This window comes from Cedecea sp. AS113 (assembly GCF_037152415.1).
Classification (GTDB): domain Bacteria; phylum Pseudomonadota; class Gammaproteobacteria; order Enterobacterales; family Enterobacteriaceae; genus Cedecea.
Genome location: NZ_JBBCMI010000018.1, coordinates 19,704 through 38,379, shown reverse-complemented (window position 1 = coordinate 38,379; position 18,676 = coordinate 19,704). Strand labels below are relative to the sequence as shown.

The following is an 18,676-nucleotide window of genomic DNA, read 5'->3' as shown; positions in this document are numbered from 1 at the left end:
AGATTACTTAGCGATAACCTTGCGGCCGCGGTAGAAACCGTCGGCAGTGATGTGGTGACGCAGATGAGTTTCGCCAGAAACTTTGTCCACGGACAGGGTGGCGGTGGTCAGCGCGTCATGGGAACGACGCATGCCACGTTTGGAACGGGTTGGTTTATTCTGTTGTACGGCCATGGACCTTACTCCTCAATTACTTACGCTTTAAACTGGCTAATACGGCAAATGGGTTTGGTTTTTCCGCCTCTGGAGGCAGTTCGCCAAAGACCATGTCCGCCTCGGACACTTCACAGTGTTCAGAATCATGCACCGGAACTACAGGCAGGGAGAGGATAACTTCATCTTCCACCAGCGCCCGCAGATCGATTTCACCGAATTCGTTAACCTCAATCGGCTCATACGCTTCCGGGAGTGCTTCAGCCTGTTCGTCAGAGCGGACCGGACTGAAACAATACGTTGTGTGAACATGATGCACAAACGGTTTCCCGCAACGCTGGCATTCGAGCGTTACCGTCACCTTTGCATCGCCGGTCAAGACCGCGAGGCGCTGGTTATCGATAGCGAATCTCATGGAGCATTCTACATCAGTATCCACACTGACTACAGACTCGGCGATACGCTCAACCTGATCGGAAGCATACACTCCTTCGTAATCAAGGCGTTTTTGAGCCGTACGAACCGGATCAAGAGTCAGGGGTAATTTTACCTTTTGCATAGGGCGCGCATATTAACTTTGTAACGTCATAGAGTCAAAGAAAAAGGCCTGGAAACAGCGCCTTTTGCCATTTCTACCCTAAATAGTTTAAGTTGCAGGCAGACGCCCAGCTCAGCTAAGTGAGTACAGGTAACGCCCGTGCGGCTTAAAATATGACGGGTATATTCGCACACATTGCGGTGGCACAGTTTAAAATGCCTTCATCCAATTCGCTATCTTTAATGAAAAAAATATGAAACCGATTGTTCTGGCTTCCACCTCCCCCTTTCGCCGCAGCCTGCTTGAAAAGCTCGGCATGTCTTTCATCACTGCGTCACCAGAGGTCGATGAGATGCCATACCCGGGAGAAGATGCACGCCATTTAGTGACCCGTCTCGCCCAGGCCAAAGCGCAGGCATTAAAAGAACGCTTCCCGCACCACCTTATTATCGGTTCCGATCAGGTTTGTGTTCTGAATAACCACATCACGGGAAAACCACACACGGTAGAGAATGCCGTACAGCAGCTGATGCTGGCCCGGGGCACTATCGTGACCTTTTATACCGGGCTGGCTCTGTATAATTCTGCCAACGGGCAGCTACAAACGCTGTGCGAGCCTTTTGATGTTCATTTTCGTCATTTGACGGAGGATGAAATTCGCCGCTACGTGCAAAAAGAGCAGCCACTCACCTGTGCCGGGAGTTTTAAAAGCGAAGGATTGGGCATCACGCTGTTTGAAAGGCTTGAGGGGAAAGATCCCAATACGTTAATCGGACTGCCGCTCATCAGCCTGTGCGAAATGCTGCGCAACGAAGACTGTAACCCGCTGCTGGCGTAATAAAAAATGCTCCGTCAAAGCGGAGCATTTTTCTTTATTTAGCGTTGCGTAAAACCTGCAGGCAGCGCTTTAGCTGATCGTCCAGCGGCGCTTCAATGCGAATCACCTCCCCGGTATTCGGGTGGGTAAACTTCAGCGCGGTAGCGTGGAGGAACAGACGGTTGAGCCCGGTGCCCGCAAGCTGCTTATCAAACTCGCGGTCACCGTAACGATCGTCAAAGGCGATCGGATGGCCCGCGTGGAGAGTATGCACACGAATTTGGTGCGTGCGCCCGGTAACCGGACTGCAGCGAACCAGCGTCGCGAACTCGTAGCGCTCTTCCACCTTGAAGCGAGTCTCAGAAGGCTTGCCTTCACTATTCACTCTCACGATGCGCTCCCCGCTTTGCAGGATATTTTTCAACAGCGGCGCCTGTACGACTTTTACGTGCGACTGCCATTGCCCGCGCACCAGCGCAAGGTAATCCTTCTGCATGCCTTTATCCCGCAGTTGCTCATGAAGCGAGCGCAGCGCAGAGCGTTTTTTAGCGACCAGCAGAACACCGGACGTATCGCGGTCAAGGCGATGCACAAGCTCAAGGAAGCGCGCTTCCGGGCGCAGGGCGCGCAGCCCTTCGATCACCCCGAAGCTCAAGCCGCTACCGCCGTGTACCGCAGTACCGGAAGGCTTGTTTAGCACCAGAATGTGGTCGTCTTCATAAAGAATGACATCGGTCAGCGCAGCGACTTTTTGCAAATGCGGAGAAACGGCTTCTTCCTCACGCTCGGCAACGCGCACCGGCGGAATGCGCACTTCATCGCCTGCTTCAAGTTTGTACTCTGGCTTGATGCGTTTTTTATTTACCCGCACTTCACCTTTGCGCACGATGCGATAAATCATGCTTTTTGGCACGCCTTTCAGGCGGGCGAGCAAAAAGTTGTCGATACGCTGCCCGGCCTCATCGGCGGAAATTGCAACGATTTTTACTGATGGAGTCTCTGTTTTCATGGTCGGCGATTCTAAATAGCCCTGGCGCATAGCGCCACTCATTTTTATGTGCTTAACTGACAATCTGTTCTGTTTTAAACCGTCCAGACCGCCTTTTTTCATCCCCTTTGTGGCGAGGTTAAAATAGCGGTTAAAAAACTGTAAGAAACAGGACGCTAATAGCAAAAGTCATCTTGCTATAACAAGGTTAGCAGTGGAATAATGTTGCGGTTTTCCGTGTTGAATCTTGTTAGAACAAGAAAGTTTGCGGAATACCCATTTTGCCTGAACGTCCATCCACGCAGCAATGGCGTAAGACGTATTGTACTTTCAGGCAGTTAGCGGGCTGCGGGTTGCAGCCTGACCGGTAATATGGAATCAACTCTTAAGAAATATTCTAAGGTTATTCCCACGATAATTGCGCTGTATTTCCGTATGAAATACAGGCAACCGACACTTTGCGCCTCTCAGCAAACGACAACCGTGAGGTTGGCGACACGCGTTTAGTCACGAGGCCATCGGTTCACTCCCGGTTAGCGTCACCATGCCCGCAGCTCTGTCGCCAATGTAAGAATAATGAGTAAGTTACGATGAAAAGAATGTTAATTAACGCAACTCAGCAAGAAGAGTTGCGTGTCGCCCTTGTAGATGGGCAACGTCTGTACGATCTGGATATTGAAAGCCCAGGGCACGAACAGAAAAAAGCAAACATCTATAAAGGCAAAATCACCCGTATTGAACCAAGTCTGGAAGCGGCGTTTGTTGATTATGGCGCAGAAAGACACGGTTTCCTCCCTCTGAAAGAGATCGCTCGCGAATACTTCCCTTTGAACTACGCTTCCCACGGTCGCCCAAACATTAAAGATGTTCTGCGCGAAGGCCAGGAAGTGATCGTCCAGATTGATAAAGAAGAACGCGGTAACAAAGGCGCAGCCTTAACCACCTTTATCAGCCTTGCAGGCAGCTATCTGGTTCTGATGCCAAACAACCCTCGCGCCGGCGGCATTTCTCGTCGTATCGAAGGTGATGACCGTACCGAATTAAAAGAAGCGCTTTCTTCCCTTGAACTGCCGGACGGTATGGGTCTTATCGTACGTACCGCGGGTGTGGGCAAATCTGCAGAAGCGCTGCAGTGGGATCTGAGCTTCCGCCTGAAGCACTGGGAAGCCATTCAGAAAGCCGCTGAAAACCGCCCTGCTCCTTTCCTGATTCACCAGGAGAGCAACGTTATTGTTCGCGCCTTCCGCGACTACCTGCGCCAGGACATCGGTGAAATCCTGATAGACAACCCGAAAGTGCTTGAGCTGGCTCGCCAGCACATCGCTGCTCTGGGTCGCCCGGATTTCAGCAGCAAAATTAAGCTCTACACCGGTGAAATTCCGCTGTTCAGCCACTACCAGATTGAGTCGCAGATTGAGTCCGCCTTCCAGCGCGAAGTCCGTCTGCCGTCCGGCGGTTCTATCGTTATTGATACTACCGAGGCCTTGACCGCCATCGACATCAACTCCGCGCGTGCAACCCGCGGCGGCGATATCGAAGAAACCGCTTTCAACACTAACCTTGAAGCGGCCGATGAAATTGCCCGTCAGCTGCGCCTGCGTGATCTCGGCGGCCTGATCGTTATCGACTTCATCGACATGACGCCGGTTCGCCACCAGCGCGCGGTTGAAAACCGCCTGCGTGAAGCCGTGCGTCAAGACAGAGCCCGCATCCAGATCAGCCATATCTCACGTTTCGGCCTGCTGGAAATGTCGCGTCAGCGTCTGAGCCCTTCTCTTGGCGAGTCCAGCCACCACGTCTGCCCTCGCTGTAGCGGTACCGGCACCATTCGCGATAACGAATCCCTGTCGCTCTCCATTCTGCGTCTGATTGAAGAAGAAGCGCTGAAGGAGAACACCAAAGAAGTTCACGCCATTGTTCCTGTGCCAATCGCCTCTTACCTGCTGAACGAAAAACGTGATGCAGTAAGCGCCATTGAGAAACGCCAGGGCGGCGTGCGCGCGATTATCGTGCCAAACGATCAGATGGAAACCCCGCACTACTCCGTACTGCGCGTGCGTAAAGGCGAAGAAACCCAGACGCTGAGCTACATGCTGCCTAAGCTGCATGAAGAAGAGATGGCGGTGCCGTCTGACGAAGAGTACACCGAGCGTAAGCGCCCTGAGCAGCCTGCACTGGCCACCTTTGTCATGCCAGAGGTGCCACCTGCGCCACAGGAAACCACGGCGGAGAAACCTGCTGTTGTCGCCGCAAAACCAGCCGCTCAGCCAAAAGCTGATGCCGCTGCACAGCCGGGCCTGGTTAGCCGCTTCTTCTCTGCACTGAAAAAACTCTTCGCCGGCGACACCTCTGCCGCTGAAGTGAAAGAAGTGAAGGAAGAGAAAGCGACCGACGCTGAAAATAAGCGTCAGGATCGTCGTAACAATAACCGCCGTCAGAACAACCGCCGCGATCGTGGCGATCGCAATGACCGTGGGGACCGTAACAACCGCGATCGCGACAACCGTGACAATCGCAACAGCCGCGATGACCGCAACAATGAAGCCCGTGAAGCTCGCGAACCGCGTGAAGGTCGTGACGACAATCGTCGCAACCGTCGTAACGGTCAACAGCAAAATGCGGAAGTTCGTGAATCACGCCAGAACGTTGTTGCTGCCGTTGACGATGCTGAAAAACAGCAGAAGTCCCGTGACGAGCAACAGCCACGTCGCGAGCGTAACCGCCGTCGCTCTGATGAAAAACGTCAGGCACAGCAGGAAGTCAAAGCACTGCAGCAGGACAATGTTGTCGAGCAGGATGCCGAGCAGGAAGAACGCACTCAGGTTATGCAGCGCCGTAAACCGCGCCAGCTGAACCAGAAAGTTCGCTTTGAATCTGCCGATGTTCCTGCAGTAGAAGAAACTCAGGTTGTACAGGCCAGCACCGAGCAGGCACCGATTGCACTGCCTGCGGTTGTAGAAGCGCCGGTAAATGCAGAACAGCAGGATGATAACGGTGAAAACCGCGATACTGCCGGTATGCCGCGTCGTTCACGTCGCTCTCCTCGTCACCTGCGTGTCAGCGGCCAGCGCCGTCGTCGCTATCGTGATGAGCGTTACCCGGCGGTATCCCCGATGCCACTGGCAGCAGCATGCGCCTCTCCAGAGCTGGCATCCGGGAAAGTGTTCATCACCTACCCTGTTGCCCGTCCACACGATCAGCTTGCTCAGGAAGAGGCGTTCCAGGCTCACGAAGACGTTCAGCACGTTAACGTCACTGAGGCTGCAGCAGTAGAAGCCCCTGTTGAAGACGGCCTGGTCATCGAGCCGGTGAAAGCGGTGGAAACCGTTATTGAACCTGCCGTGGTGGAAACAGCTCATCCAGAAGTGATTGAAGCACCGGTGGCTGAACAGTCGGAGCCGGTTGCCGAAGTGGATGAAGCGCCTGTCGCAGAGATCGTGGCACAGGTTTCGCCTGCAGAGGAAGAAACTGCTCAGGCGATCGCAGAAGTCAGCGAACCAGCGCCGGTAGCGGCAGAAGCTCCAGCGATTGAAGAAGCTCCAGCGGTTGAAGAGGCTCCAGCGATTGAAGAGGCTCCAGCGGTTGAAGAGGCTCCAGCGATTGAAGAGGCTCCAGCGGTTGAAGAAGCGCCGGTTGCAGTAGTTGAAGAGGTAAAACCTGTTGTGGAAGCAGCGCCTGTGGTTGAAGCAGCGCCTGTGACGCCGGAGGTTAACACCGAATCTTCTGTTGCCGCTAAGCACGCCACGGCGCCAATGACCCGCGCTCCGGCTCCGGAATACACGCCTGAAGCGCCTCGCCAAAGCGACTGGGTTCGCCCGGGCTTCGGCTTCAGCGGGAAAGGCTCTGCCGGCGGGCACAGCGCCAGCCACCAGGCTACAGCGCCAGCCACTCGCCCACAAAGCGTGGAGTAATCTTCAGCGCTAAGTCAAAAGCCGGTCACCTGACCGGCTTTTTTATTTCCCCAGTCTGATCGATAAGCGAAACAATCGCCAACCAATAAGATGCATTTAAAATGCACTTTATGATAAACACTGTGGCTAATTGTATGATGTAATGCTTGCAGAACTTATTGAGGAGAAACGCACCATGCTCCCTGTACCGCAGAACTGCATTCACACCCGCTCTTCTCCCTTCTGGGATAAAAACTCCGCCCCCGCGGGCCTGTTTCAGCGACATCTCGATAAAGGTACGCGCCCCGGCGTTTACCCTCGCCTGAGCGTCATGCAAGGGAAGGTTCGCTACCTGGGCTATGCCGATGCCACCTCGCCAGAGCCAGAAACAGAACTGATTGTTGAAGCAGGTCACTTCGGCGTATTCCCGCCAGAGAAATGGCATCACCTCGAGCTGCTCACCGACGACGCCGTCTTTAACATCGACTTTTTTGTCGCCCCGGAAGTGCTCCGCTCCATGTCATGACAGAAGGAATCTAATTATGCTGACTATTCCCAAAAACTATCTACATACCCGCGCCACGCCGTTCTGGACTAAAGAGACCGCCCCTGCCGCTTTATTTACCCACCACAACACCAAAGCGAGCGTCTTTGGCCGCCTCTCAGTGATGCAGGGCGCAGTGAAATATTTTGGTTTTCCCGACGCCGATTCAGCAACACCTGACGTGGAAATCGTTATTGAGGCAGGCGCCTTTGCCATTTCTCCGCCGCAGAAGTGGCACCGCATTGAGTTGCTTACCGACGACACTTATTTCAATATCGACTTCTTCGCCTCTCCTGAAGCAAAACTGGAAGGCAACGGCCTGGGTAAAGTGGTCAACAGCCAGAGGTAATCATGATGGGCAAAGCAACTTATACCGTCAGCGTCACCAACAACAGTAACGGCGTCTCGGTCGATTATGAGACCGAAACGCCAATGACGCTGCTGATCCCGGACGTCGCTGCCGAAGTGGTCAAAGAGCTGGTCAACACCGTCCGCGCTTATGACACGGAAGATGAACACGACGTTTGCGGCTGGTGAAATGCACAAAAAAAAGCCCGCTCCGGGGTGCGGAAGCGGGCATATAAAGCGCGTTCAGTTTCATCACGCGCCCAAAACGTTGAAGGCTATCGGCTGTTAAGCTGGAACAGTGACATGCCTTGCAAATCGGTGAAGACTTTATAAGAAGCCTGTAGCGCAGCCTGCTGCTGAACATAGTTAGAGACAGTTGCCGTCCAGTCGGCGCCGACCAGCTGACTCATCTGGTCAGTTTGCGCCAGCGCTCTTTCATTACCGAGGTCATCCAGCTTGCTCAGCTCATTAAGCTGGGTACCTAACTCAGCGCGCACGGTAGACACATTGCTCAGGGCATTGCTCAGCCCACGGTTTGTTTTCGCGACGGCCGCATCAAGGGCTTTCTTACCTGCGTCGTCCAACCCGGCCGTTGGCGTTTTCAAGGCCGCGATAGCAGAGTCCAGCATATTAAAGATGTTGGTCTCGCTCGGCGAGCCATCGGGTTCCGGCGTGGCGTTACTGGAGATGCGATTGAAAACATCATTGCCGGTATGCCCAATTGTCATGGTTCGGGAGGTATCAACCTGTTGGGTAATTGGAAGCGTTCCGCCCTGATAGGTAATGCTACCTGCCCCACCGGTAAACGGTGCTGCTTCAGTTTTATAACCAGCAAAAATAAAACGGCCGTTCCCGTCGGTACTGTTCGCCAGGTTCAGTATTTGGTTGCGAATACCTTCGAGATCGGTTGCCAGCGAGGCACGGTCGTCATCACTCAACGTTCCGCTGCTGGCAGCATAAACAACTTTCTCCTGGGCACTTTGAATTGAAGAGACCGTTTGCTGCAAAACGCTCTCTTCCAGCGAAACCTTCTGCGTCGCAAAGGTACGTGCCAGTTTGTACTGGTCGTTCATCGACTGAGCCTGGGAAAGCACCACCGCCTGAGACGCTGCAACAGGATCGTCTGATGGCCGGTTAACGCGGTTACCGGTGCTCATCTGCTCGCCATAACTCAGCCATAAACTCTGCGCGTCGCTAATGCCGCGCATGTTCTGGTCATATAACATTTGGGTACTGATACGCATGACGCTGGCTCCCGTTAGCGAATGTTCAGCAACGCATCAAACAACGATGATGCAGTCTGAAGGACCTGGGCGTTAGCCATATAGTACTGCTGGTAACGCTGCAGGTTGCCATACTCTTCATCGAGGCTAACCCCCGAGATAGATTGCTGCTGCTTGGTGAGCTGCGTCACCACATTCCCCTGAGTCGTACTAGTCACTTTCAGGCTTGCCGTTTTGTTACCCACGTCGCTGACCAGAGTGGCATACGCATCGTTGAACGACTTGTTGCCTTCGACCTGCTTAGAGTTCTGCAGATCCAACATGGCCTGAGCGTTACGGTTATCGCTCTTGCCGGCGGTAGGATCGCTTGCCAGCGCCAGTTTCGACTCATCTTTCACGGCCAGGCTCATGTTCACTACCGCGTCGGATACCGGTTTAACGGTGAAGCTCTCGTTGTTGGCAGGCGTGCCGCTCACGCCAACTTTCAGCCCGTCAAAGTTAAGGCTGACGTTGCCGCTTGCGTCCGTTGCCGCGCCGGGGTTAATGTTGGCGTTGTCCGACAGACGGGTCACTTTCCAGTTTCCGCCCACAAACTCAACCTTATAATCACTGGCCTGAATCTGCTTGCTGTCGGTGGTGGTCGCGGTGAGCTGCGTGCCGCTGGTATTGCGGCTGTTGCTCAGGACTGTTGGGCCACCGACGGTAAACAGGTTGGTGCCTTTGTCGCCGTTGGCATCATAGCCCTGGGTGTGCTGGCTGTTCATGGCCGTCGCAAAGGCCTGAGCCATCTGGCCCAGACGGTTACGGGCGCTGTCCAAATCCTGAGTACGGAAGGTAAACAGTCCACCCAAAGAACCTGTATTCAGCTGGCTTTCTGGAATTTCCACTTTACCGGCAATCGGATCGACAAAAGCGACTGTCGTACGGGAAGGATCGGCGCTGGAGTTAACCGCCGCCAGTTGGTTAGCCGTGTCGCCCTGCACCAGGCTAATACCATTGCCGATTGATACGTTGTACGTACCACCATCCTGCACGCTGACGTCTACGCCAACAATTTGGTTTAGCTGGCTAACCAGCTGATCGCGCTGATCCAGCAGGTCATTTGGCGCTGAACCTGCGCCCACACCTTTCAGGCGTGAGATCTGGTCGTTCAGATTCGCAATTTGCTTAGCGTAGGTGTTGATTTGGTCCACGCTGCTGCTGATCGACAGGTTAACCTGCTTGTCCTGATCGCGCAGGTATTGGTCGGTGACCTTAAACTGGTTTACCAGACCATCCGCTTTGCCCAGCAGCGCCTGACGAGCCGCAGGATCCTGAGCATTACTGGTCAGCGTCTGCAGGCCGGAGAAGAAATCCTGCATGGTTTTTGACAGCGAGTTGGTCGTCCCGGACAGAATGTTGTCGATTTTTGACATCTGCTGATACTGGGTTGTCAGCCCGCTGCTTTGCGTCTGGGCCGCACGCAGCTGGTTAGTGATAAAGGAGTCGTACTCACGCTGCACGCCGTTGACATACACGCCATTGCCAATATAGCCGCCGCCGGTCAGGGTGCTTTTTGACTGGGACAGAATCGTCGTCTGGCGGGTATAACCGCTTACGTTATAGTTCGAAATGTTATTGCCGACGGTGCTTAATGCCGCCTGGGCAGCACTCAGGCCACTCATGGCGCTGTTAATCAGGCTATTGGACATGAAGGTTCCTTGATAGCGTGTGGTCAAAGGTTCTGCTACCTATTATCGGCAGCAGGCCACGGGACTTGAGTCTCTTCAGAACAAATTCGACAAATCAGTGCTGTAGGCTTTGGAAACCTTGTCGCTCATGGCTTTCAGCTGCTGGATCATGCCGGTCAACTTACGTGCGTAGTTTGGATCCGTGGCATAACCGGCGTTTTGCAGCGCCTGAGCACCCTGCTCTGCCGAAGACGCATTCGTCACGGCAGCATAGCGCGGGTTTTTCGTCAGCAAGCCAACGTAGTCAGAAAGCGCTTCCAGGTAAGAGCTGTAAACGCGGAACTTCGCTTTCACCTTCTTCGCCTCACCGTTTTCAAATTCGGTGGTGGTGATTTCCGTCGTCGCTCCTTTCCAGCCCGGCGTTGCCTTAACGCCGAACAGGTTGAAGCTCGGTTCCCCTTTTTCGGTGCGAATCTGACGCTGGCCCCAGCCGGACTCGAGCGCGGCCTGCGCCAGAATCAGGTGGTGCGGAATGCCGCTGGCCTCACTGGCCAGACGCGCCGGCAGCGAAAGCTGCGCCAGGAAGTCTTTGCTGTCTCCGCTCATCGGCTCTTCATTAGAAGGCGCGCGAGGCACGGCCTGACGCACCATTTGCGTTAGCGTCTGGTTCTGGTAGCTGGTGACCGTTTGCGGGTCGAGTTTCATCGGTACCTGACCTGCCGTTTCCGATGGCTCGACCTGCTCGTTACTCATTTGCTTAACCATCGCATCCGCCAGCCCCAGCCCTTTCGCACTCAGCTGTTGAGCTATCTGCTGGTCATACATGCTGGTGTACATCCGCGTGGACTCGCTGCTGAACAGACCGTCTTTCGGCAGCGCCTCACGCATGCTTTTCAGCATCATCTGCACGAACATCCCTTCCACCTGATGAGCCACCTCTTTCAGGTTGCCCTTAGGATCTTGTCCGGCCTTCGCCTTTAAATCATTGAGCGAGTTGGCGTCAAACGCGGCATTGGCAAGTGAACGGGCGTCAGTCAGCATTAGATGATTTCCAGTTTTGCACGCAGGCAGCCTGCGCTTTGCATGGATTGCAGGATAGACATCAGATCGATAGGCGTGGCCCCCAGCGCATTTAACGCACGGACGACATTATTCAGGTTGGCGCTGGAATTAACGCGCTGTACCGAGCCACCGCTCTGACGTAGGTCGATCTGCGTTTGCGGCGTCACCACGGTCTGGCCGCCGCCAAATGGCGTATTCGGCTGGCTGACCTGATTCTGACGATTTACGGTCACCGACAGGTTCCCCTGCGCAACGGCGCAGTTATCCAGCGTCACTTCGCGGTTCATCACCACGGAACCCGTGCGAGAGTTGATCACCACGCGCGCATCCTGCACCGGCATACTCACTTCAAGGTTTTGGATATCCGCCAGCAGACGAACCTGAGAGCTACCGCCGCTTGGCACGCGGATCTGGATCGTACGGCCATCCAGCGCTGTTGCGCTGCCGAAGCCACGGGAGCGGTTAATGGTGTCGGTGATCCGCTGGGCCAGGCTGAAGTCATCATCGTTAAGCTGCAGGTTGAGGGTGTTGCCGTTGCCGAAAGTCCCGGCCAGCTCACGCTCTACGACCGCGCCGCCGGTGATACGCCCGCCGTTAAGCTGGTTCACCTGCACGCTGCTGCCACCGGCAGCAGCGCCCGCACCGCCCACCAGCACGTTACCCTGCGCCAGGGCATAAACCTGATTATCCACGCCTTTGAGCGGCGTCATTAAGAGAGTCCCGCCGCGTAGGCTCTTCGCATTACCCATGGACGAAACAACAACATCAATGTTTTGCCCTGCTCGCGCGAACGCCGGGTATTTTGCCGTCACCATCACCGCTGCCACGTTTTTCAGCTGCATATTGGTGCCGGTCGGCACGGTAATACCCAGTTGGGAAAGCATGTTGTTCAGGCTTTGGGTGGTAAACGGCGTTTGCGTCGTCTGGTCACCGGTGCCGTCCAGCCCAACCACCAGGCCATAGCCAATCAGGGAGTTTTCACGCACGCCCTGCACGGTGGTCAGATCGCGAATGCGGTCAGCTGTTGCATAAGCCGCTGTCAGCAGCACAACCAACCCGAATAAATATTTCACCATGGTACCCTCGCTTACATCGGCGATACGTTAAGGAAGAAGCGCTGCAGCCAGCCCATATTCTGCGCTTCATTAATGTAGCCGTTACCGACATACTCAATTCGGGCATCCGCCACCTGGGTCGACGCAACGGTGTTGCTGCCGCTGATGGTGCGCGGGTTCACTACGCCAGAGAAGCGGATAAACTCCGTCCCCTGGTTGATGGCAATCTGTTTCTCACCTACGACGTGCAGGTTTCCGTTGGCCAGCACCTGATCGACCGTCACCGTCAGCGTGCCGCTGAAGGTGTTGCTGGCGTTGGCGCCGCCTTTACCGTTAAAGCCATTGCTGCCGGAAGCGCTCAGGTCAGCTTTCCCTCCTCCCAATAGCCCCGAAGCAAAAGTCGGGACCGTGTCGAAGCCGAGGGCCGATTTTCCATCGCGGCTGGCGTTCGCCGAGGAGCTCTTACTGGCGCTGACGTTTTCCTGAAGCTGGATGGTCAGAGTATCGCCGATATTACGTGGACGACGGTCTTCAAACAGCGGCTGATAGCCGTAGTTCATCGGCTGTGCGGTCTGGAATATTGATCCGTTAATCGTTGGCGAAGGACCAGGCACCGGCTGCGCGGTCGTGGCCCCTTCAACCAGCGGTTTACTAGGCACTAAGGCGCAGCCGCTTACGGCAAACACCAGACTCAGGAGAACAGGACGGAGCACCATTGGGTTTTGCATTGCTTTCATCTTCAGGTCACGGCAGCCGACGCGCTTTCACGCGTCGGCAAACGCCTTACATTTGCGTCAGTTTTTGCAGCATCTGGTCGGTGGTGCTGACCGCTTTGCTGTTGATTTCGTAAGCGCGCTGAACCTGGATCATGTTTACCAGCTCTTCAGCAACGTTTACGTTTGAGGTCTCAACATAGCCCTGGTAGAGCAGACCTGCGCCGTTCAATCCCGGTGTGGAATCGTTTGGCGCACCGGATGCCTGCGTTTCGGTGTAAAGGTTTTCACCAATACTTTCCAGGCCGGTATCGTTCATAAAGGTCGTCAGGTTCAGCTGCCCTACCTGCACTGGCGCGGTCTGCCCTTGCAGAGTTGCGCTCACCACACCGTCACGCCCGATAGTCAGGCTCAGCGCGTTTGCCGGTACGGTAATCGCAGGCTGCACCTGGAAACCGCCCGCCGTCACCAGCTGTCCATTTTGGTCAACCTGGAAAGAACCGTCGCGCGTATAGGCGGCGGTACCGTCCGGCAGCAGAACCTGGAAGAAACCTTCGCCTTTGATGGCCACATCTTTGCTGTTGTCCGTTTTAGACAGGTTGCCCTGGCTGTGCAGACGCTCGGTGGCCACCGGACGAACGCCGGTCCCGATCTGTAAACCGGACGGCAGCGTCGTCTGCTCAGAAGACTGAGCCCCCGGCTGGCGAATGGTTTGATAAAGCAAATCTTCAAACACGGCGCGTTGACGCTTGAAACCATTGGTGGAGACGTTTGCCAGGTTGTTGGCAATCACATCCATATTGGTTTGCTGTGCATCAAGGCCCGTTTTGGCGATCCATAAAGAATTGATCATGTTTGAATCCTGTAATAAGTAAGCCGGGCGTTAGGTCATTTGCAGCAGCGTGTTAGCGCGCTGTTCGTTTTCATCAACGTTGGCGATAACTTTCATCTGCATCTCAAAACGACGGGCGTTGGCGATCATATCCGCCATCGCCTCTGCCGGTTTGACGTTGCTGCCTTCCAGTACGCCGGACATCACCTTAATCGTTGGGTCGGCCTGCGCGATGGCACCGCGTGTCGCCTGGGCGGCAGGGTTCAAACGAAACAGCCCGTCATCACCGCGCACCACCTCCTGCTGCGTGGCTTTCACCAGCTTCAGTCGGCCAATCGGCGCCACGGTATTTGGCGGGTCGCCCGGGTTCAGCGCGGAGATAGTTCCGTCCGCGGCGATGGTAAGCTGCGAACCTTCCGGCACCGCAATCGGGCCACCTTCACCGATAACGGGCCGGCCACCAATGGTCAACTGACCGGCAGGGCTGACCTGAATGTTACCGTTGCGGGTATAGCCTTCTCCGCCGTCCTGCGTCTGCACCGCCAGCCAGCCATCCTGCTGCAAAGCAACGTCCATCGGGCGCGAGGTGTAGTCCAGTTGACCAGGCGTCATATCAGCCCCTGGCGTTGAGGCAATCACCAGGGTACGAGTTGGCAGAGAAAGCCCTTCCACCGGGACAGCACGCAAAGCATTAAGCTGCGCGCGGAAGCCCGGTGTGGAAGCGTTCGCCATGTTGCTCGCCGTGACTGACTGTTGATTCAGCGTCTGGCTGGCAGCGCCCATGGCGGTGTAGATTGCATGATCCATTAAGCCGTCCCTTCAGGCGCTTAGCGCAGGTTAACCAGGGTGTTGAGGATCTGGTCCTGGGTTTTGATGGTCTGCGCGTTCGACTGATAGTTACGCTGCGCGACGATCATGTTGACCAGTTCTTTACTCAGATCCACGTTCGAAGACTCCAGCGCGCCGCTGGTCAGGGTTCCGAAGTTACCTGTGCCCGCCAGGCCCAGCAACGCAACACCGGAAGAGTTGCTTGCGGTCCAGACGTTATCGCCCTGGGACTGCAAACCTTCAGGGTTCGCAAAGTTGGACAGCACGATTTGCCCCAGAAGCTGGGTCTGCTCGTTGGAGTAGTTCCCGACCACGGTGCCATCGTCGTTAATCTGATAAGACGTCAGGTCACCCGGCTTGTAGCCGTTCTGGTTGGTCGCCACGATGTTGTTAGACCCGGTGTTCTGCTGCATGGAGTTCTGGAAGCTCAGCGCGAAGGTCGCAGGTGTCGCGCCGTTGGTGACGCCGGTGGTCACGTTGATGCTGGTTGGCAGCGTGTTCGGGTTTGGAATCGGATCGGCGGCATTGGCAGTAATCCCCTGCAGGTTGCCGTTGTTGTCGAAACGCATAAACCCGGCGGACGTTGCCGTAGAACCCGCTACGGAAGAGTCTTTGGTGTAAACCTGCCAGGCGTTATCCGCGCTCTTAACGTAGTAAACATCCATACCATGGGCGTTACCCTGGCTGTCATAAACGGTGACCGTGCCCTTCTTGTTGTAGCTGTTCGCATTGGTAGGATCGAACGGCGTTACGGTCGGGATCTTATCGGTAGAGTTCAGGTTGATCTGCTGGGACGCAGTGGTGGTGGTCTTCGCCGGCATCAGCGTGTTCGGGATCGACAAGCCTACCGGGTTGGCGCCCTGTTGAATGGTTGGCGGCGTGCCGGTTGCCGGGTAACCGGTCAGCTGCAGGCCCTGCATGTTCACCAGGTTACGGTTTTCATCCAGCTTGAACTGGCCGTTACGGCTATAAAATACCGAGCCGGAGCTGTCTACCAGGCGGAAGAAGCCGTTCTGGCTGATAGCGACGTCCAGGCCACGACCGGTCCCGGTGGTAGTCCCGTCGCCAAAGTTCTGGGTCACGCCCGCGACTTTAACGCCCAGACCCACTTTAGAGCCTGCGAACATATCGGCAAAAGAGACCGAACCGGATTTAAAACCGTAGGTGGCGGAGTTGGCAATGTTGTTACCAATCACGTCCAGGTTGGTGGCCGCAGCATTTAAGCCGCTGACCGCTTGAGAAAACGCCATGTCTTACTCCTGCTTAGGTTATAGGCTTAAATAATTTGCCTGATTGCATCGAGGGTCGTAGAACCGTAGGTCCCGAGATCCAGTTTGAGGCCATCTTTGCCGTTGATAACACCGCTCACCATAGCGAAGCCCAGCGGCTGAGCCACCAGCTGTGTCCCGCCATTCGTGGCGTTGATCGCCACGGTATAAGAGCCGTCCGGCACGTTGGTGCCGTCGTTGGCGCTGCCGTCCCAGGTAAAGGTATGCACCCCGGCACTCAGTCCACCAATCTCGATAGTACGCACCACTTTGCCGTCTTTATCGGAGATGGTGGCCGTGACTTTGTCCGCCGCCTGCTGCAGCTCGACGCCAAACGGCGTGGTGCTGATGGTGTTGGTTTTTGAATCGGTCCCCGCCAGGATTTTGTTGCCCGGGATCATGACGCCATGGCCAATCAGGGCGCTGGCCTGCAGAGACTGGTTCTGGTTGATCTGGCCGGAGACGGAACCCAGCGTGGTGTTAAGTTTTTCGATGCCGCTAACGGTACTGATCTGCGCCAGCTGCGTGGTCAGTTCGTTGTTCTGCATCGGGTTGGTCGGATCCTGGTTTTTTAACTGCGCCACCAGCAGGGTCAGAAAACTCCCCTGCAGGTCTGCGGCGCTGTTGCCGGTCAGGCTGTTTTTCGATGCACCAGCCGTAGGATCAACATTGTTAGTCGGATCGTTCACTTTGACTGCAATGGACATATAGGCTCCTGTTACTGACCGAGAGTGAGCGTTTTCATCATCATGCCCTTCACGGTGTTGAGCACTTCGACGTTGGCCTGATAGCTACGGGAGGCGGACATGCTGTTGACCATCTCCCCGACCACATCAACGTTTGGCATACGCACGTAGCCACGCGCGTCCGCAAGCGGGTTACCCGGCTGGAAAACCAGCTTGTCCGGCGCATCGCTCTCAATCACTTTGGTCACTTTAACGCCACCGGTCGCCGCGCCAGGGGCTGCATCCACCTGGAAAACGACCTGTTTTGCGCGGTAAGGCTGACCGTCTGGTCCGGTGACGCTGTCGGCGTTGGCGAGGTTACTTGCCGCCACGTTCATGCGTTTGGACTGGGCCGTCATAGCCGAACCGGCGATGTCGAAAATATTGAGTAAGGCCATCGATTATCCCTGTAGCACCGACATCATGCTTTTGATTTGCCCGCCAAGCACCGTGAGGTTTGTTTGGTAATTCAGGCTGTTATCGGCAAACTGCGTACGTTCACGGTCCATATCGACGGTGTTACCGTCCATGGCGGGCTGGTCAGGTACGCGGTAAAGGAGATCGAGCGACGGAGTGGAGTGGGTTTCTGCCGGGATATGGCGTGCCGAAGTGAGCGCCAGAGACATGCCGCCTCCTTCAACGCGTCCGCGCTCCATCACTTTTTTCATTTCACTGGCAAAGTCGATATCGCGCGCCTGAAAGCCCGGCGTGTCGGCATTGGCGATATTCGCGGCCAGAATCTCTTGGCGCTGAGCACGCAAATTAAGCGCTTCTTGCTGAAATCGCAGTGCGGCGTCCAGTTTATCGAGCATGCTTCCTCCATGGTCCATAGAATTAGGAATCGTCCGAAAGCTTAAATCCCCTTACGCGTACGCGATGGGTGGAATAAACGCAAAATACGTCGCTATTTATCGCCTTGATCAAAACGACTCGCGGTTAAAATCACCGCAATCTGAATACGGAGAAGCGCGATGAGAAGTCTGAAAATCTTGAGCGGTATAGCCAGTTTGCTGTTCGGTCAGTGGGCTATGGCGAGCGCACTCGATCAGCCGCTGACTGAGTATTTTCAACAGCGACTGGCGGGGATCAGCGATGACGTCAGCGTCAAGGTGAAAACGCCAGAGGCTCAGCTTCCAGCCTGCCCTCAGCCAGAATTCTCAACGCCCGGCAATGCCAAACTGTGGGGCAACGTTAGCGTCATGGCCCGCTGCGGCAGCGACAAACGGTTTATCCAGGTTCAGGTGGTTGCCACGGGCCAGTATGTGGTTGCCAGCCGCCCTATCTCCCGTGGTGCAAGGATCGATGCCAGTAGCGTGCAGTTAACCCAGGGGCGCCTTGACCAACTGCCGCCACGGACTATGCTGGATCTCGGCCAGGCGACGGACGCCGTTTCACTTCGGGATATTGCCCCCGGGCAGCCGGTGATTCAGACGATGGTACGCCAGGCCTGGCGAGTAAAAGCCGGTCAGCAGGTTCAGGTGATTGCCTCCGGCGAAGGCTTTAGCGTCAACGGAGAAGGCAAAGCGTTGAATAACGCCGCCGTCGCGCAAAATGCCCGCGTTCGCATGTCCTCAGGGCAGGTGGTGAGCGGGACGGTGGATGCTGATGGGAATATTCTGATTAATCTATAATCTTTTTAAAGATTCCGCGGCGACTGCCGATAGTACTATCAACAAATGATACTGACTGGCTCTTACGCCGCGAGCCCCTCGATGAGGAGAGAACAATGAGCATTGATCGCACGTCGCCACTGAAACCGGTAAGCACTGTTCAACCACGTGAAACCAGCGATCCACAGACGCTGAAAAGCCGTCTTGAAAAATCCACTACCGCCAACAGCACCAGCGTAAAGCTGAGTGATGCGCAGGCCAAACTGATGCAGCCCGGCACCGGCGATATCAACATGGAACGCGTTGAAGCGCTGAAGACGGCCATTCGTAACGGCGACCTGAAGATGGATACCGGCAAGATCGCCGACGCGCTGATCCAGGAAGCCCAAAGCTATTTGTCGAGTAAATAACG

At 55.4% G+C, this 18,676-nt stretch carries 21 protein-coding genes; 7 read left to right on the top strand and 14 right to left on the bottom strand.

The features are described 5' to 3' along the window. Window positions 1-3: 3 nt before the first annotated feature. A complete protein-coding gene (gene rpmF, locus WFN87_RS18685; protein WP_008453470.1) occupies window positions 4-174 on the bottom strand; it encodes a 50S ribosomal protein L32 in 171 nt (56 codons plus the stop codon). Window positions 175-190: 16 nt separating this feature from the next. After that, entirely contained in the window at window positions 191-712 is a 522-nt protein-coding gene (gene yceD / locus WFN87_RS18680) for a 23S rRNA accumulation protein YceD (RefSeq protein WP_008453471.1), read from the bottom strand. 232 nt (window positions 713-944) lie between these two features. Between yceD and WFN87_RS18675 the strand changes: the two genes are divergently transcribed. Further along, window positions 945-1,529: a Maf family protein gene (locus tag WFN87_RS18675; RefSeq protein ID WP_336983546.1), complete on the top strand. Its 585-nt coding sequence runs from the start codon at window positions 945-947 to the stop codon at window positions 1,527-1,529. Window positions 1,530-1,563: 34 nt separating this feature from the next. On the opposite strand, the gene rluC is transcribed toward WFN87_RS18675, so the two are convergent. Beyond that, window positions 1,564-2,517 carry a 23S rRNA pseudouridine(955/2504/2580) synthase RluC gene (gene rluC / locus WFN87_RS18670; protein WP_336983569.1) on the bottom strand — a complete coding sequence of 318 codons (954 nt, stop codon included), beginning with the start codon at window positions 2,515-2,517 and terminating at the stop codon, window positions 1,564-1,566. A 569-nt stretch (window positions 2,518-3,086) separates the two neighbouring features. On the opposite strand from rluC, the gene rne reads away from it, so the two are divergent. From rne to WFN87_RS18650, 4 genes are all read left to right on the top strand, one after another. Further along, window positions 3,087-6,407, top strand: coding sequence for a ribonuclease E (rne, locus tag WFN87_RS18665; protein ID WP_336983547.1), 3,321 nt, complete (start codon window positions 3,087-3,089; stop codon window positions 6,405-6,407). Between the two features lie 175 nt (window positions 6,408-6,582). Then, a complete protein-coding gene (locus WFN87_RS18660; RefSeq protein WP_008453477.1) occupies window positions 6,583-6,912 on the top strand; it encodes a DUF1971 domain-containing protein in 330 nt (109 codons plus the stop codon). Between the two features lie 16 nt (window positions 6,913-6,928). Then, window positions 6,929-7,279 (top strand): DUF1971 domain-containing protein, encoded by a 351-nt coding sequence (locus tag WFN87_RS18655; protein ID WP_336983548.1) that lies wholly within the window; start codon window positions 6,929-6,931, stop codon window positions 7,277-7,279. A 5-nt stretch (window positions 7,280-7,284) separates the two neighbouring features. Then, a complete protein-coding gene (locus WFN87_RS18650; protein WP_126356803.1) occupies window positions 7,285-7,467 on the top strand; it encodes a DUF1869 domain-containing protein in 183 nt (60 codons plus the stop codon). Between the two features lie 86 nt (window positions 7,468-7,553). Here the strand turns inward: WFN87_RS18650 and flgL are convergent, their stop codons facing one another. From flgL to flgB, 11 genes are all read right to left on the bottom strand, one after another. Further along, complete coding sequence (flgL, locus tag WFN87_RS18645) at window positions 7,554-8,522, bottom strand: flagellar hook-associated protein FlgL (protein WP_008453482.1); 969 nt, start codon at window positions 8,520-8,522, stop codon at window positions 7,554-7,556. 14 nt (window positions 8,523-8,536) lie between these two features. After that, entirely contained in the window at window positions 8,537-10,192 is a 1,656-nt protein-coding gene (gene flgK / locus WFN87_RS18640) for a flagellar hook-associated protein FlgK (protein WP_336983549.1), read from the bottom strand. Between the two features lie 75 nt (window positions 10,193-10,267). After that, window positions 10,268-11,212, bottom strand: a complete 945-nt coding sequence (flgJ, locus tag WFN87_RS18635) for a flagellar assembly peptidoglycan hydrolase FlgJ (protein ID WP_008453487.1) — start codon at window positions 11,210-11,212, stop codon at window positions 10,268-10,270. Then, window positions 11,212-12,309 (bottom strand): flagellar basal body P-ring protein FlgI, encoded by a 1,098-nt coding sequence (locus WFN87_RS18630; protein ID WP_336983550.1) that lies wholly within the window; start codon window positions 12,307-12,309, stop codon window positions 11,212-11,214. The genes flgJ and WFN87_RS18630 overlap by 1 nt, the downstream gene beginning before the upstream one ends. Before the next feature lie 11 nt (window positions 12,310-12,320). Continuing rightward, window positions 12,321-13,016 (bottom strand): flagellar basal body L-ring protein FlgH, encoded by a 696-nt coding sequence (locus WFN87_RS18625; protein ID WP_085938871.1) that lies wholly within the window; start codon window positions 13,014-13,016, stop codon window positions 12,321-12,323. 55 nt (window positions 13,017-13,071) lie between these two features. Beyond that, the gene (flgG, locus tag WFN87_RS18620; protein ID WP_039291854.1) at window positions 13,072-13,854 is read right to left on the bottom strand and encodes a flagellar basal-body rod protein FlgG; all 783 of its coding nucleotides are present in this window, start codon (window positions 13,852-13,854) and stop codon (window positions 13,072-13,074) included. 30 nt (window positions 13,855-13,884) lie between these two features. Then, window positions 13,885-14,640 (bottom strand): flagellar basal body rod protein FlgF, encoded by a 756-nt coding sequence (locus WFN87_RS18615; protein ID WP_008453495.1) that lies wholly within the window; start codon window positions 14,638-14,640, stop codon window positions 13,885-13,887. 20 nt (window positions 14,641-14,660) lie between these two features. Next, the gene (gene flgE / locus WFN87_RS18610) at window positions 14,661-15,911 is read right to left on the bottom strand and encodes a flagellar hook protein FlgE (protein ID WP_008453497.1); all 1,251 of its coding nucleotides are present in this window, start codon (window positions 15,909-15,911) and stop codon (window positions 14,661-14,663) included. A gap of 26 nt (window positions 15,912-15,937) precedes the next feature. Then, complete coding sequence (flgD, locus tag WFN87_RS18605) at window positions 15,938-16,636, bottom strand: flagellar hook assembly protein FlgD (protein WP_008453498.1); 699 nt, start codon at window positions 16,634-16,636, stop codon at window positions 15,938-15,940. Window positions 16,637-16,647: 11 nt separating this feature from the next. Beyond that, entirely contained in the window at window positions 16,648-17,052 is a 405-nt protein-coding gene (gene flgC, locus WFN87_RS18600) for a flagellar basal body rod protein FlgC (protein ID WP_008453499.1), read from the bottom strand. A 3-nt stretch (window positions 17,053-17,055) separates the two neighbouring features. Further along, a complete protein-coding gene (flgB, locus tag WFN87_RS18595; RefSeq protein WP_008453500.1) occupies window positions 17,056-17,466 on the bottom strand; it encodes a flagellar basal body rod protein FlgB in 411 nt (136 codons plus the stop codon). Between the two features lie 159 nt (window positions 17,467-17,625). Here flgB and flgA point away from each other — a divergent pair, with 159 nt between their 5' ends. Next, a complete protein-coding gene (flgA, locus tag WFN87_RS18590) occupies window positions 17,626-18,285 on the top strand; it encodes a flagellar basal body P-ring formation chaperone FlgA (RefSeq protein WP_336983551.1) in 660 nt (219 codons plus the stop codon). 95 nt (window positions 18,286-18,380) lie between these two features. Continuing rightward, entirely contained in the window at window positions 18,381-18,674 is a 294-nt protein-coding gene (flgM, locus tag WFN87_RS18585) for a flagellar biosynthesis anti-sigma factor FlgM (RefSeq protein ID WP_039291844.1), read from the top strand. Window positions 18,675-18,676 lie beyond the last annotated feature (2 nt).